The 12,218-nt window shown below is 64.7% G+C and carries 15 protein-coding genes; 8 read left to right on the plus strand and 7 right to left on the minus strand.

Annotated elements, in window-relative coordinates; all coding sequences use genetic code 11:
* Positions 1 to 204: 204 nt before the first annotated feature.
* Both AC3WJM_RS06070 and AC3WJM_RS06075 read right to left on the minus strand, forming a co-directional pair.
* Complete coding sequence (locus AC3WJM_RS06070; RefSeq protein WP_492271395.1) at positions 205 to 591, minus strand: ester cyclase; 387 nt, start codon at positions 589 to 591, stop codon at positions 205 to 207.
* Between the two features lie 88 nt (positions 592 to 679).
* Positions 680 to 1,348 carry an alpha/beta fold hydrolase gene (locus AC3WJM_RS06075; protein ID WP_492271396.1) on the minus strand — a complete coding sequence of 223 codons (669 nt, stop codon included), beginning with the start codon at positions 1,346 to 1,348 and terminating at the stop codon, positions 680 to 682.
* A gap of 190 nt (positions 1,349 to 1,538) precedes the next feature.
* Here AC3WJM_RS06075 and AC3WJM_RS06080 point away from each other — a divergent pair, with 190 nt between their 5' ends.
* Complete coding sequence (locus AC3WJM_RS06080; RefSeq protein WP_441437792.1) at positions 1,539 to 3,041, plus strand: CYTH and CHAD domain-containing protein; 1,503 nt, start codon at positions 1,539 to 1,541, stop codon at positions 3,039 to 3,041.
* Positions 3,042 to 3,095: 54 nt separating this feature from the next.
* On the opposite strand, the gene AC3WJM_RS06085 is transcribed toward AC3WJM_RS06080, so the two are convergent.
* Together AC3WJM_RS06085 and AC3WJM_RS06090 are read right to left on the minus strand one after the other, a co-directional pair.
* Positions 3,096 to 3,398, minus strand: a complete 303-nt coding sequence (locus AC3WJM_RS06085; RefSeq protein WP_059389433.1) for a DUF4193 domain-containing protein — start codon at positions 3,396 to 3,398, stop codon at positions 3,096 to 3,098.
* Between the two features lie 141 nt (positions 3,399 to 3,539).
* Entirely contained in the window at positions 3,540 to 4,049 is a 510-nt protein-coding gene (locus AC3WJM_RS06090) for a MarR family winged helix-turn-helix transcriptional regulator (RefSeq protein ID WP_059389432.1), read from the minus strand.
* 79 nt (positions 4,050 to 4,128) lie between these two features.
* Here AC3WJM_RS06090 and AC3WJM_RS06095 point away from each other — a divergent pair, with 79 nt between their 5' ends.
* Both AC3WJM_RS06095 and AC3WJM_RS06100 read left to right on the plus strand, forming a co-directional pair.
* Positions 4,129 to 4,875, plus strand: a complete 747-nt coding sequence (locus tag AC3WJM_RS06095) for a hypothetical protein (RefSeq protein WP_332602986.1) — start codon at positions 4,129 to 4,131, stop codon at positions 4,873 to 4,875.
* A complete protein-coding gene (locus AC3WJM_RS06100) occupies positions 4,872 to 5,675 on the plus strand; it encodes an SDR family NAD(P)-dependent oxidoreductase (protein WP_492271397.1) in 804 nt (267 codons plus the stop codon). The genes AC3WJM_RS06095 and AC3WJM_RS06100 overlap by 4 nt, the downstream gene beginning before the upstream one ends.
* A gap of 9 nt (positions 5,676 to 5,684) precedes the next feature.
* Here AC3WJM_RS06100 and AC3WJM_RS06105 read toward each other — a convergent pair whose 3' ends face one another.
* Complete coding sequence (locus AC3WJM_RS06105) at positions 5,685 to 6,296, minus strand: DnaJ family domain-containing protein (protein ID WP_306961903.1); 612 nt, start codon at positions 6,294 to 6,296, stop codon at positions 5,685 to 5,687.
* 158 nt (positions 6,297 to 6,454) lie between these two features.
* Here AC3WJM_RS06105 and AC3WJM_RS06110 point away from each other — a divergent pair, with 158 nt between their 5' ends.
* Positions 6,455 to 6,706: a DUF2630 family protein gene (locus tag AC3WJM_RS06110; protein WP_059389430.1), complete on the plus strand. Its 252-nt coding sequence runs from the start codon at positions 6,455 to 6,457 to the stop codon at positions 6,704 to 6,706.
* Positions 6,707 to 6,775: 69 nt separating this feature from the next.
* On the opposite strand, the gene AC3WJM_RS06115 is transcribed toward AC3WJM_RS06110, so the two are convergent.
* The gene (locus AC3WJM_RS06115) at positions 6,776 to 7,555 is read right to left on the minus strand and encodes an SDR family NAD(P)-dependent oxidoreductase (RefSeq protein WP_492271398.1); all 780 of its coding nucleotides are present in this window, start codon (positions 7,553 to 7,555) and stop codon (positions 6,776 to 6,778) included.
* Positions 7,556 to 7,637: 82 nt separating this feature from the next.
* On the opposite strand from AC3WJM_RS06115, the gene AC3WJM_RS06120 reads away from it, so the two are divergent.
* Together AC3WJM_RS06120 and AC3WJM_RS06125 are read left to right on the plus strand one after the other, a co-directional pair.
* Positions 7,638 to 8,270 carry a TetR family transcriptional regulator gene (locus AC3WJM_RS06120; RefSeq protein WP_284989919.1) on the plus strand — a complete coding sequence of 211 codons (633 nt, stop codon included), beginning with the start codon at positions 7,638 to 7,640 and terminating at the stop codon, positions 8,268 to 8,270.
* A 19-nt stretch (positions 8,271 to 8,289) separates the two neighbouring features.
* Positions 8,290 to 8,760, plus strand: a complete 471-nt coding sequence (locus tag AC3WJM_RS06125; protein ID WP_492271399.1) for an NUDIX hydrolase — start codon at positions 8,290 to 8,292, stop codon at positions 8,758 to 8,760.
* Here AC3WJM_RS06125 and AC3WJM_RS06130 read toward each other — a convergent pair.
* On the minus strand, positions 8,757 to 9,188 hold the full coding sequence (locus AC3WJM_RS06130; RefSeq protein ID WP_059389424.1) for a YybH family protein: 432 nt from the start codon (positions 9,186 to 9,188) through the stop codon (positions 8,757 to 8,759). The genes AC3WJM_RS06125 and AC3WJM_RS06130 overlap by 4 nt on opposite strands.
* Before the next feature lie 214 nt (positions 9,189 to 9,402).
* Here AC3WJM_RS06130 and AC3WJM_RS06135 point away from each other — a divergent pair, with 214 nt between their 5' ends.
* Together AC3WJM_RS06135 and AC3WJM_RS06140 are read left to right on the plus strand one after the other, a co-directional pair.
* A complete protein-coding gene (locus tag AC3WJM_RS06135; RefSeq protein WP_059389423.1) occupies positions 9,403 to 9,762 on the plus strand; it encodes a VOC family protein in 360 nt (119 codons plus the stop codon).
* 55 nt (positions 9,763 to 9,817) lie between these two features.
* On the plus strand, positions 9,818 to 12,208 hold the full coding sequence (locus tag AC3WJM_RS06140) for an excinuclease ABC subunit UvrA (protein ID WP_332602984.1): 2,391 nt from the start codon (positions 9,818 to 9,820) through the stop codon (positions 12,206 to 12,208).
* Positions 12,209 to 12,218 lie beyond the last annotated feature (10 nt).

The following is a 12,218-nucleotide window of genomic DNA, read 5'->3' on the forward strand; positions in this document are numbered from 1 at the left end:
CGTTGGAAGGCTGCAGTCACCCTCTACGAGTAATTACTCTCTAACTATCGCGAGGTTGCGTCGAACGCAGCGAGGGCGTTGGGTCATGTCCCGCTTCTGCGCCCTGCTATTCGCTGGATGATCGTCACGATTTTAGGCGGACCAGGCTGCCTGACGACGCCAAGTTGGAGCATTGCGGTGAGGTCATCGCGAGTGGCCCAATGCTCAGCCAGCTTGCCGTCCTCGATCCTGAACCAGTGCGATTGACGCGCTGACATGCGTCATGGTCATGTCGGGAAACTGGGCAAGTAGCCACTGTACGGTCGCGCGCATCGCTTGGGGTCCGACGACGGCGCCCGGCTCGGTAGTCCCGAAAGGAGCCTGGGCGTGCTCGACGTATGAATCGGCCATGATTTGCTCACAAACGTCCAGTTGTCTCTTGTTCCAGATTTCCTGGAAGTGGCGCCGTACCAGTTCCTTGTTGGCTTCACTCAGAGGAAGGCCTCCTCTGGATAGTTGGTCCCAGCGGAGGTCGACCGGGCCCGTTCGAAGACCCAGGAGTCGCGGAACGGACCCGGCGCTCACGCTAAAGGGTGAGACCGCGACGGACATCGATCAGCCAGGGCTGGTGCCGTCAGAGTGATCTTAGGGCTTGCGTCGATTCCGGTCTAGGGAATCGGACGCCCGGAGTGATAAAAGCTCAGCGGTGCAAGAGGTAGTCGGCCACCCCAACCGGATTCGACAGCCCAAGGAGATGCCCGCCGGGCAGCACATCCGGCTCGAGCCCGAGGCGATCCCGCGCGACCCTCTGCTGGAACTCGAGCGGGAAGAACCGGTCCCCCGCGCCGCTGAGCACCCTGATGGGCACGGCCGGCCACTCCACGAAGTCGCAGCTCGACGCGAAGACTGCGTTTGCCTCGGGCCGCTGGTGCGGTTCTCCCTCGGCCGCGACCTCCGGTGAAACGTCATGGAGGAAGTACTCGTTCACATCGAACTCTTTGCCGTAACCGCCGGCCGCGGCGGCACGCTTGCGTGCGTCTTCCCAGCCGGTGTTGTCCCACCATGTTCCAGGGGTCTCACCCGGGTTGGGAATCATTGCGTTCACTAAGACGATCTCTGCGACGCCGGTCCGGGCACCCACCATGGACGCGGTGAAACCGCCAAGCGATTGCGCAACGAGCACGATGTCGGGCCGGCCACCGATTGCCGCCTCAACCAAGCGCGCGTACTCAGGCAAACCCGCATTTTCGTCGTCTCCCGGCAGATCAACCGCAACAGCATCGTGGCCTGCTTCTTGCAAGAGGGGGACGACGCGGCTCCAATACCAGGCTGAGCCGCCTGCTCCGGGCACAAGCACGAACGCGCTCACGAGGCGTCCCCGAAGAAATCATGGACGAACGGACCAAGGCTCGGCGTCGAAGTCATGCCCCACATTCTTCCCCAGATCGATGCGCCCGCAAGGGACCCGATGAGATCCCTTCGCCTGGTCTTTCCCTGCAGAAGGCCTGGTGGGAGGATGCCTATAGGCGCGAGCAACTACGAGAAGGACGGGAAACGGAATGTCGACCCAGGAATCCGTGGAAACAGAACGCAAGTACGACGCTGACCTGGAAACGCCTCTTCCCGCGTTCGAGGACATTGCCGGCGTCGAACAGGTCGCAGACCCTGCAGATCATCAGCTCGAAGCCGTCTACTTCGACACCGAAGGCCTCATCCTTGCCAAGCACCGCATCACCTTGCGGCGCCGCACCGGCGGCACCGATTCAGGCTGGCACCTGAAACTGCCGGCAGAGCGGGACAATCGCGTGGAGATCCATGCGCCGCTGGGTCAGCCCGAGATTGTCCCCGAGGAACTCGCGGAGAGGCTCCTTGTGTTCACCCGCGGCGATGAGCTCAGGCCTGTGGCCCGGATCCACACCCGCCGCACTCTTCACCGGCTACACGGAAGCGAGGACGTCACCCTGGCCGACTTCGTGGATGACCACGTGACCGCCGAGACCTTGCACCCAACTCAATTGGAGAGGCAATGGCGGGAATGGGAAATCGAGCTGGTGCACGGCGATGAAGCCCTGTTTGAGAGCGCGGACCGCGTCTTGTCCGGGGCCGGCGCAACCCCATCGGGGCACGCGTCCAAGCTGGCCCGCGCATTCGGAACGTCCTGGCCAGCTGCGGTACCGGCGCCGCCCAAAGCCCGTCCGAAGGGCTCTGCCGGGGATGCAATAGTTTCCTACATCGCCGCGCAGATAGCTGAAATCACCCAACTGGACTCCGGAGTCCGGCAAGGCGCCGACGACGCCGTTCACGGCATGCGCTCGGCTACGCGGAGGCTCCGCTCAACTTTGTCCGCCTACGGCAAGCTCTTCGACGCCGACGCCGCGGATCAGCTCAAGACCGAACTGAAATGGCTGGGCAAGGTCCTGGGCAAGGCCCGGGATGCCGAGGTGCTGCGCGACCGGATCGGGGAACTGATGAATGAGCAACCCGACGGCCTAGTGCCCGCTTCAGCTGCCAGCAGGATCAATGACGAACTTGAGACAGCCTTCAACTCCGGGTATCGCAACATGCTCCGCTCTCTAGGAACGAAACGCTATTTCCGGCTCCTGGAGTCACTTGAGGAATTCCGCGACGAGCCTCCCACGAAGCCTCGCGCCGGGAAGAAGGCCCGTCCCGTCACGGCCAAGCTGGCCGGTAGGGCGATCAAGCGGCTGCGCCGGTCCCAGAAGGCAGCCGCAGGGCAAACCGGCGTCGAAGGCGACAGGGCATTGCATCAGGTCCGCAAAGACGCGAAACGGCTGCGCCATGCGGCCGAAGCACTGGCGGACGTCCACAAGAAACCCGCCGTGAAGCTGGCACGGAATGCCCAGAAGATCCAGAAGGTCCTGGGAGAGCATCAGGACAGCGTTGTCAGCCGCTCAATACTGCTCCGGCTCGCAAGCGATACCGACGGATCGGTGGAGGACAACTCACCATTCGCTCCCTTGCTCGCTGCCGAAGAGCAGCGAGCAGCGGACTCCGGGGCCCGCTATGAAAAGCTCGCCAAGAAGCGCCTGAATTCCCTGTGATGAACGCAACTGCGGGAAAGGCGGCTAAGCGGCACGGGGCTGGGCCTCAGAGGCTCAGCCTTCGCACTCCACGCAGTACGCGTGGCCGTTCTTTTCACGGGCAATCTGGGAGCGGTGACGGACGAGGAAACACGAGTAGCAGGTGAACTCGTCTTCCTTCTGGGGAACGACTGCAATGATGAGTTCCTCGGCTACGAATTCGCCGCCTGGCACCTCATTGCCTTCAAAAGCATCGGCCTCGTCCAGCTCCCGAACAACGCTGCGGGCGTCCGGAGCATTGGCAGACTGCAGGGCCTGGAGTGACGTGCTTTGGGATTCCGCGACGTCGGAGCGGAGTTCGTCGTAATCGGTTGCCACCTGGGGTTATCTCTTCTCTTGTGTATTTGCTGGCGAATGTGCAACATACACCATGCAGCTGCTATTCCCCACATAGTGGCAAAAATCGTGGCCCGATCGTCATGAGAGCTCCCGACGGCGGCACGGGACCCGGGCGCCCGATCAGGCCTTGCGTACGCCGTCAGATCCGGCATCGCTTCCGGCCTGGCGACCGACATCGCGGTGGAGGTCCTTGTCCAGCCCGTGGCCGCTGGCGAGTTGGGCGAGAAGCACGTCAAGCTGGCCAATCTGCTCCGTTGTCAGGGGGGCCAGAAGCTCCGCTTCATGCTGTTCCGCGATACCTCGCAGTTCACGCAACACGCGTTTGCCGGCGTCCGTGAGGTGCAGTTCATAGTTCCGCCGGTCCGTACTGCTGCGGATCCTCTCAACAAGGCCGCGCTCCTGCAGCGAGTCGATGAGTGAAACCACCCGGCTGGGGACGGCGCCGAGCCTGTCCGCGAGGGAGCGCTGGCTCAACCCGGGGGCGCGTCCGAGCAGGCGGATGACGCCGGCGTCGCTTGGCGTGAGGCCGATCTCCCGTGTGCGGTCGGCAAAGCGCGACGACGCGACCGCGCCTAACTGCGACAAGAGAAAAGCGGTCCGGTTCGGCCGGCCCGGTGTGGCTAAGTCCATGGATTCAGAATACAGGCTTGACAGAATAATTCTAGAGGTGAACTATTTCAGTAGTGATGCAATTAGGAAAGGTTCAGCCATGAGTAGTCGTTCGATTCCCGACGAGGGCGGCCGTCCAGCCAGGTCAGGCGGCCCGCACCCCGGCATTCTCGCCCTGGTCAGCTTGGGCATCTTCCTCGCCAGCCTCATCACGTCCGCAATCCTGACAGGCGGCCAAACGTTCGTCTCGCCCTTTGCTTCAACCGGACAGGTGGCCGCTTTCTTCCAGCAAAACGTCGCCGCGGTGCGGGTCGGCGGCATGCTCCAATTCGGTTCTGCCGTGCCCTTGGGGATCTACGCGGCCACCGTCTACGCCCGGCAGCTCCGGCTCGGCGTACGCGTTCCCGGACCGGCCATCAGCTTCTTTGGCGGAGTCAGCGCGGCCATCTTCCTCATGGTGTCGGGCTCCCTGACCTGGTTGCTGAGCCGGCCGGAAATCACCACGGATGGGACGCTCACCCACGCACTCGCGTTCCTCGCATTCGTAACCGGCGGGGTCGGCTTCGTCGTCGGAACCGGCCTCCTCATGGCGGGAATCGCCGTCCCGGCCCTGATCCTTGGCTTCATGCCCCGTTGGTTGGCTTGGACCGGCCTGGTCGTCGCCGCACTGTCAGAGTTGAGCTTCCTGTCGATGGCGATCGATCCTCTTCAGTTCCTTCTGCCGCTCGGACGCTTCGGCGGGCTGCTCTGGCTGGTTGCCGCAGGCTTCCTGCTCCCCCGCAACCGGGCGGCCGCGAACCAAGAGCCCCGGCCGCATACGCCGCGGACAAGCCGGACAGCGCCATGACGACGGCGGATTCCACCCGGTCGATGTCAGGCAAGGTCGCGCTTGTGACCGGAGCGAGCCGGGGAATCGGTGCGGAGATCGCGGCTGCGCTGGCCGGTGCCGGTGCCGACGTCGTCCTTGCCTCCCGTGACAATGTTCGACTGTCTCGGCAGCTCGCCGCCATTAGCTCGGGTGGCGGGAGAGCGGTAGCGATGTCCGTGGATGTGGGCGATGAGGACTCGGTGAAAGCCCTGCTGGCCCAGATCCTGGACCGCTTCGGCCGGCTCGACGTCGCCGTCAATAATGCCGCAGGCGGCGGGCGGACGCCGGCGCCCCTGGCCGAATGGGCGAGCGCGGAGTTCGACAGCGCCATCTCAGTCAACTTGCGCGGAGTGTTCCTCTGCCTGAAATACGAAATCGAGCTCATGCTGGCGAGCGGGAACGGCGGAGCGATCGTCAACATGTCCTCCACGGCCGGCGAACAAGGAGTCGCCGGCATGAGCGGCTACGTGGCGAGCAAGTTCGGCGTCGGCGGCCTGACCCGGGTGGCCGCGCTCGACTACGCTTCGCACGGGATCCGGGTCAACGCGATCGCTCCCGGCCCTATCCTCACCGAGCGGCTGGCCGGGGCCGGCCAATCCGCCCAGGATCGGGTGGCCGCCGCCGTGCCGCTCGGGCGGATCGGCTCCACGGCCGAGGTTGCCGCTGCCGCCGTCTGGCTCTGCTCGGAGCAGTCCTCGTTCGTCACTGGAACCGTGCTCGCAGTCGACGGCGGCCGGCTGGCCGGAACGCCTGCGTTCAACACCGGCAGAAATCGCTGAGGTCCCCACTTACCCCGAGCCGCTCCAAATGCGACGCCACCACGGCCGCTTGCCCGCAAGCTCCTGGTTCACGGCTTCCTGGGCCGCGGTTGCCTCGGCAGCCGCAGCACGGCGCTCGCGCCAGCGTTCCAGCTCGACGCCGATATCGCGGGTTTTCGTGATCACTGGAGGACCGCCCTGGAGCTGGCGCCGCGCGTCAATGACCCGGGCGTTGAAGTCCTCCACCAGATCGCGCACCTGCTTTTCCGAATACAGGGCGTCAAGCTTCGCATCCAATTCGGCATCCTCGGTGCGGAGCAGAATGGCTTTTGGGCCGAGGCCGCTGAGATGTTCGCGCTGGATGAGGCCTTTGACCCACCAATCGGGATCGTAGCGCTCCCCCAGCCCTGGGATCGGCTTGCCTGCGTACTTCAGATTGTCGAACTTCCCTTGCGCCATGGCGTCGCGGATCAGGTATTCCACCCGAGCGGCGTCGTCCACCTTCTTGCGCTTCCGCCGCTCTTCGTCGTCGGCGGCCTCGAGTTCCGCTTCTTCCCCGGCCGTCATACCGGTGGCGCGGACATTCCGCAGCTCCATGGCTCGCTCCAGCCGGCGCTTGAACGCACCGTTTTCGCCGTTCACGGCTAATCACCGCCTTCGCTTGCGGAAATCCTGGATCTGCGTCCAAGTATTCCGCAAATGGGACATTGGCGGGATGGCACTTGCAAACACCGCCTCTGTTCACGCCTAGCGCAGCTCACTAACCTGACTGGTAACGGCTAGTTCAGGAAGAGGTAACCATGGACGAACAGGGCATTCTGCACCACATCCAGTCACTTGTGGAGGAGGAGCGGGAACTCCGGGAGAAGGCAGAGGCGGCCCCGCCGGGTCCTGCGCATGCCCCCGACCGGGCAAGGCTCGAGCGCATCGAACAGGACCTGGATCAGAGCTGGGACCTGCTGCGCCAGCGGCGGGCCAAGAGGCAATACGGGGAGAACCCGAACGAGGCCAAGCCACGGCCCCCAAAGCAGGTGGAGGGCTACACGGGCTGAAGTCGCAGGAAACCCAGGACGACGACGGCGGGACGCTCCCGCCGTCGTCGTCTTGCCTAGAGAGCCGCCTTACAGCGCCGACCAGCCGCCGTCGGACGCGAGGATGGCGCCGTTGACGTTGGTGCCGTCGTCGCTGAGCAGGAAGGTGATGGATGCCGCCAACTGGGCGGCCGTCGCAGGGTTGGGGACAGCGGCCTGCATGAGCGGACCGAGGCGTTCGGCGGCCAGCTGGGACCCCCACGTTGCCTCGATATTGGTGATGGTTGGCCCGGGGGCAACGGCGTTGAAGCGAAGCCCCTTCGGCCCGTACATCACGGCCGAGTTCTTGGTCAGTCCGACGACGGCGTGCTTCGACGCCGTGTAGCTCGCGCCGGCGGCGGAGCCGCGCAGCCCGGCCTCGGAGGCGACGTTGACCACGGAGCCGGTGCCGGCCTCCAACATCAAGGGCACCACGGCGCGGGTCAGGCGCATGAGGGCTGTGACGTTGATCCGGAAAACGCGCTCCCACATGGCGTCGTCCACTTCGTGGATCGGGGTGAAGTTATCCATGATCCCGGCGATGTTGGCGAGGGCATCCACACGGCCGCCGGCAGCGACGACGACGGCGGCAACGGTCTCCTCGGTTGAGATGTCGCCGGCCACGGGCAGCAGGTCCAGGCCGCTGTTTTCCTCCACCAAGGCGTCAAGGCGCTCCTTGCTGATGTCGGCGGCGATGACCCTGCCGCCTTCCTTCGCGATGCGCAGGGCCGTAGCTTGGCCGATGCCCGAGCCAGCTCCGGTGACGATGACTGTCTTCCCGGCAAAACGGCCATTGATGGCGGCTTCCTGCCATGGAGTTTCGTTGCCCATGTTGTTCCTCCTGAAGGTGCTGGTGGCGTTCCGTCCACTTTATGACACTCCGTATCATTATGTAAGAGTGGATACTGGAGAGATGCCCTCAGACCATACGAAGCCCGTCATCGGGCGCTCCACCGGACGCCCGGCGACGATTGATCCCGACGCCGTGGCCGGCGTCGCGCTCCGGCTTTTTGCCGAGAACGGCTACGAGCGGACGTCAATGGAGGACATCGCGCGCGAGGCGGGAATCGGGCGGAAGAGCCTGTACCGCTACTTCCCCAGCAAGGCTGACCTCGTCTGGGGCGGCATGGAACCGGTAGTGGAAGCTTCGGGCCGTGTGCTGGAGGCCGCCCGCACAGCGGAGCCGTCCGACGGCGGAGCGTCCGACGGCGGTATCCTCGCAGGACTGCGGGCGGCCGCCATCGCCGGGATTTCGGCGATCCCCGACCTTTCCGTAACGCGAGGACGCCTGCGCCTGATCGCAGAGCACCCGGAGCTGGCGAGCAGGAGCTACGATGCCTTGGCTCCACAACGGGACCGGGCACGGCTTTACCTCGTTGCGCAGGGCGTCCGCGAAAGCGCGGCACGCTATCTGTGCGCCGCCTATCTCGGGGCGACGTTCGAGGCCTGGATGCAATGGGCCGCCGGCACGGATCCGGATCCGGGGCCTTACCTGGCGGAGGCCGTTGGCGTACTGCGGGTTCCGGCTTCCCGGCCCGGCGGATAACCTGTGCCTGGGAGGGCAAATGACAGTTCGAAGCGCGGGCATTCTGTTGTTCCGCCGGAGCTCCACTACGGAATTGGAAGTATGGATAGCCCACATGGGCGGACCCTTCTGGGCCCACAAGGATGCACGCGCCTGGTCAATTCCCAAAGGCGAATACCTCGAAGATGAGGACCCCCTGATGGCCGCGAAGCGCGAATTCGCCGAGGAGATAGGCACTCCCCCGCCGGCCGTCGAGTATCACCAGCTAGGCATCTTCCGGCAACCGTCGGGCAAACTCGTGGCGGCTTTCACGGCGGAGTCGGATTTTGAACCGGAGAACATCGTGAGCAACACGTTCGAGCTTGAGTGGCCGCGCGGATCAGGTGTCATCCGGAGCTACCCGGAGATTGACAACGCCATGTGGGCCACGGAAGCCGTCGCCCGCACCAAATTGGTGAGCGGGCAGGTGCCGATCCTCGACGCCCTGATCCGGCACCTTGGGCCACACTAGCTCTGGACGAGCGACTCGATTGGCCGCGGGGAAAGTATGGGATCCGCGTGCCGGTGGACGACCTTCCACTCACCGTCTTCCCGGCGGAAAATCGTCGTCACCCGAAGGGGTATCGGGGACACCTCATCAGATCCGCCAACTTTGGCCCGCGCCCATTCAATTTCGACGATGTACGCAAGCTCCGTCCCGGCATCGCCGGAGATTCGCTCGAACCTGATCGGCTCGCCCTCCCTGAGCCCGGAAGACGCCCGATCCATGGTCGCCTCGACTGCACTCGGGCCCCGCGCAGGCGGGCCGAGAGGATTAGCGAGCGTGACGTCGTCGCGCTTCGAGAACAGTTTCTTCTGGTGTTCCGGGTCTCCCTTGATGAATGCATCGAGCGCTCGGTGGTACTTCTCCACCATCAGGTCGAGATCGGATTCCGGCATTGCTTCCTCCAGCCACGCTCTTGCCCTGGCGCGGCGCCAAGGCCCCGTATTCGGCCATGGTGGCACCACTCACCGGGGATGTCCATACAACGAATATCCCGCAACAAGACCGGTCAGGAATGGAGAAGCGCCGCTCCCGGGCCGCGCCTAGAATGGCGGTCATGGACAACACCGTCCACGCCAGCTTCGTCCCCTAATGACTTCAGGAGTGATCATGAGCGACTCTTCCAACGAGGGAATCAAGACCGTGCTGCATCCCGTTTCCGACCTCGCCGCCGCGAAGGCGGTGTACACCGCTTTGCTCGGGACGCCGCCGCAGGCCGACGGACCGTATTACGTCGGCTTCGACGTCGCGGGCCAGCACATCGGGCTCGTCCCTGGAGGCGGACCGCAAGCCATGACCTCGCCCGTCGCCTACTGGCACGTTTCGGACATCGAGGCAAAGCTGGCAGAGGTGACTGCCGCCGGCGCTACGCTGAAGGAAGCAGCCCGCGACGTCGGGGGCGGCCGTTTGGTGGCCACCGTCACCGACCCGGACGGCAATGTCCTCGGGCTGCTTCAGGATCCTCACTAGCCAAGCAATAGCCGACGAAGACCGAAGACGACCCCGCGTAAAAGATGGAGACACGATGAGCACGGCCACGAGCACGGACACCCAGTCGCCTGAACTTCATACTGCCGACACCCACGATCTGATTCGCGTACAGGGCGCACGGGAAAACAACCTCAAGGACATCAGCATCGAGCTGCCGAAGCGTCGGTTGACGGTGTTCACGGGCGTCTCCGGTTCGGGCAAGAGCTCCCTCGTGTTCGCCACGATCGCCGCGGAGTCGCAGCGCATGATCAACGAGACGTACAGCACCTTCGTGCAAGGGTTCATGCCGACCATGGCGCGGCCGGATGTGGACCTGCTCGAAGGGCTCACGACGGCGATCATCGTCGACCAGGAGCGGATGGGCGCGAACCCCCGCTCCACCGTGGGTACCGCCACGGATGCGAACACCATGCTACGCATGCTCTTCAGCCGGCTCGGCCAGCCGCACATCGGATCGCCCCAGGCGTTCTCGTTCAACGTCGCTTCGATCTCGGGCGCGGGCGCGGTCACTGTCGAGCGCGGCGGTACCACCACGAAGGAGCGGCGCAGTTTCAGCATCACCGGCGGCATGTGCCCGCGTTGCGAAGGACGGGGCTCGGTCACCGACTTCGACCTCACCGCACTGTACGACGCCGGCAAGTCACTTAGCGGGGGCGCGCTCACCATCCCCGGCTACAGCATGGATGGCTGGTTCGGGCGCATCTTCAGCGGCTCCGGTTTTTTCGACATGGACAAGCCGATCAGCAAGTACACCAAGAAGGAACTCCACGACCTGCTCCACAAGGAGCCCACCAAGATCAAGGTCGAGGGAATCAACCTGACCTACGAGGGCCTGATTCCCAAGATCCAGAAGTCCATGCTCTCCAAGGATCCGGAGGGAATGCAGCCACACATCCGCGCCTTCGTGGAGCGGGCCATCACCTTCACGATCTGTCCCGATTGCAACGGAACCCGGCTCACCGAGGCGGCCCGTTCGTCCAAGATCAAGGGAATCAGCATCGCGGACGCCTGCTCGATGCAAATCAGCGACCTTGCCGAATGGGTGCGCGGCCTCGACGAACCCTCCGTGGCACCACTCCTCAAGGGACTGCGGCACCTCCTCGACTCCTTCGCGGAGATCGGGCTCGGCTATCTCTCGCTCGACCGGCCGGCCGGAACGCTGTCCGGCGGTGAGGCACAGCGCACCAAGATGATCCGGCACCTGGGCTCCTCGCTCACCGATGTCACCTACGTCTTCGACGAGCCCACCATCGGCTTGCACCCGCACGACATCCAGCGCATGAACAAACTGCTGCTGCAACTGCGGGACAAGGGCAACACCGTACTCGTCGTGGAACACAAACCGGAGGCGATCGCGATCGCCGACCACGTCGTCGACCTCGGTCCCGGCGCGGGCACCGCCGGTGGCGAAGTGGTCTTTGAAGGCACCCTCGAAGGGCTGCGTGCCAGCGGCACCCTGACCGGGCGCCACCTCGAGGACCGCTCAACCCTCAAGAAGACGGTGCGGGCATCCGCCGGCGCACTGGAGATCCGTGGCGCGAGCGAGAACAACCTGCGCGACGTCGACATCGACATTCCGCTCGGGGTCCTGGTTGTGGTCACGGGCGTCGCCGGATCCGGCAAGAGCTCGCTGATCCACGGCTCGCTGTCCAAGCGGGACGGCGTCGTTTCGATTGACCAGGGGGCGATCAAGGGTTCGCGGCGGAGCAACCCCGCGACGTACACCGGTCTGCTCGAGCCCATCCGGAAGGCGTTCGCGAAGGCCAATGGCGTGAAGCCTGCGCTGTTCAGTGCCAACTCCGAGGGCGCATGCCCCACCTGCAACGGCGCGGGCGTCATCTACACGGATCTCGGGTTCATGGACACGGTCTCCACTCCGTGCGAGGAATGCGAAGGCAAGAGGTTCCAGGCGTCGGTGCTCGAATTCCGCCTCGGCGGCCGCAACATCGCCGAGGTGTTGGCGATGTCAGTGAAAGAGGCCGAGGAGTTCTTCTCCGCGGGCGAATCCAGGATCCCCGCAGCGCACGCAATCCTGCAGCGGCTGGCCGACGTCGGACTCGGATACCTCAGCCTCGGCCAGCCGCTCACCACCCTTTCCGGCGGCGAGCGGCAGCGGATCAAGCTGGCCACCCACATGGGCGAAAAGGGCGGCGTGCTGGTTCTCGACGAGCCCACCTCAGGCCTGCACCTGGCCGACGTCGAACAGCTGCTCGGCTTGCTGGACCGGCTTGTCGACTCCGGGAAGTCGGTCATCGTCATCGAGCACCACCAGGCGGTCATGGCGCATGCCGACTGGATTATCGACCTTGGCCCCGGCGCCGGTCACGACGGCGGACAGATCGTTTTCGAGGGCACCCCCGCCGACCTCATCGCAGGGCGTTCCACCCTCACCGGCGAGCATTTGGCGGCCTACATCGGCCGGTGAGCTCGCGGGA

The organism is Arthrobacter sp. FW306-1B-G06A (assembly GCF_058781765.1).

Coding starts and splice junctions, on each gene's coding strand:
- AC3WJM_RS06125 (WP_492271399.1), top strand. CDS start 8,290: ATGACAGTTCGAAGCGCGGGCATTCTGTTGTTCCGCCGGAGCTCCACT.
- AC3WJM_RS06135 (WP_059389423.1), top strand. CDS start 9,403: ATGAGCGACTCTTCCAACGAGGGAATCAAGACCGTGCTGCATCCCGTT.
- AC3WJM_RS06120 (WP_284989919.1), top strand. CDS start 7,638: ATGCCCTCAGACCATACGAAGCCCGTCATCGGGCGCTCCACCGGACGC.
- AC3WJM_RS06140 (WP_332602984.1), top strand. CDS start 9,818: ATGAGCACGGCCACGAGCACGGACACCCAGTCGCCTGAACTTCATACT.
- AC3WJM_RS06070 (WP_492271395.1), bottom strand. CDS start 591: ATGTCCGTCGCGGTCTCACCCTTTAGCGTGAGCGCCGGGTCCGTTCCG.
- AC3WJM_RS06090 (WP_059389432.1), bottom strand. CDS start 4,049: ATGGACTTAGCCACACCGGGCCGGCCGAACCGGACCGCTTTTCTCTTG.
- AC3WJM_RS06110 (WP_059389430.1), top strand. CDS start 6,455: ATGGACGAACAGGGCATTCTGCACCACATCCAGTCACTTGTGGAGGAG.
- AC3WJM_RS06095 (WP_332602986.1), top strand. CDS start 4,129: ATGAGTAGTCGTTCGATTCCCGACGAGGGCGGCCGTCCAGCCAGGTCA.
- AC3WJM_RS06080 (WP_441437792.1), top strand. CDS start 1,539: ATGTCGACCCAGGAATCCGTGGAAACAGAACGCAAGTACGACGCTGAC.
- AC3WJM_RS06115 (WP_492271398.1), bottom strand. CDS start 7,555: ATGGGCAACGAAACTCCATGGCAGGAAGCCGCCATCAATGGCCGTTTT.
- AC3WJM_RS06130 (WP_059389424.1), bottom strand. CDS start 9,188: ATGCCGGAATCCGATCTCGACCTGATGGTGGAGAAGTACCACCGAGCG.
- AC3WJM_RS06100 (WP_492271397.1), top strand. CDS start 4,872: ATGACGACGGCGGATTCCACCCGGTCGATGTCAGGCAAGGTCGCGCTT.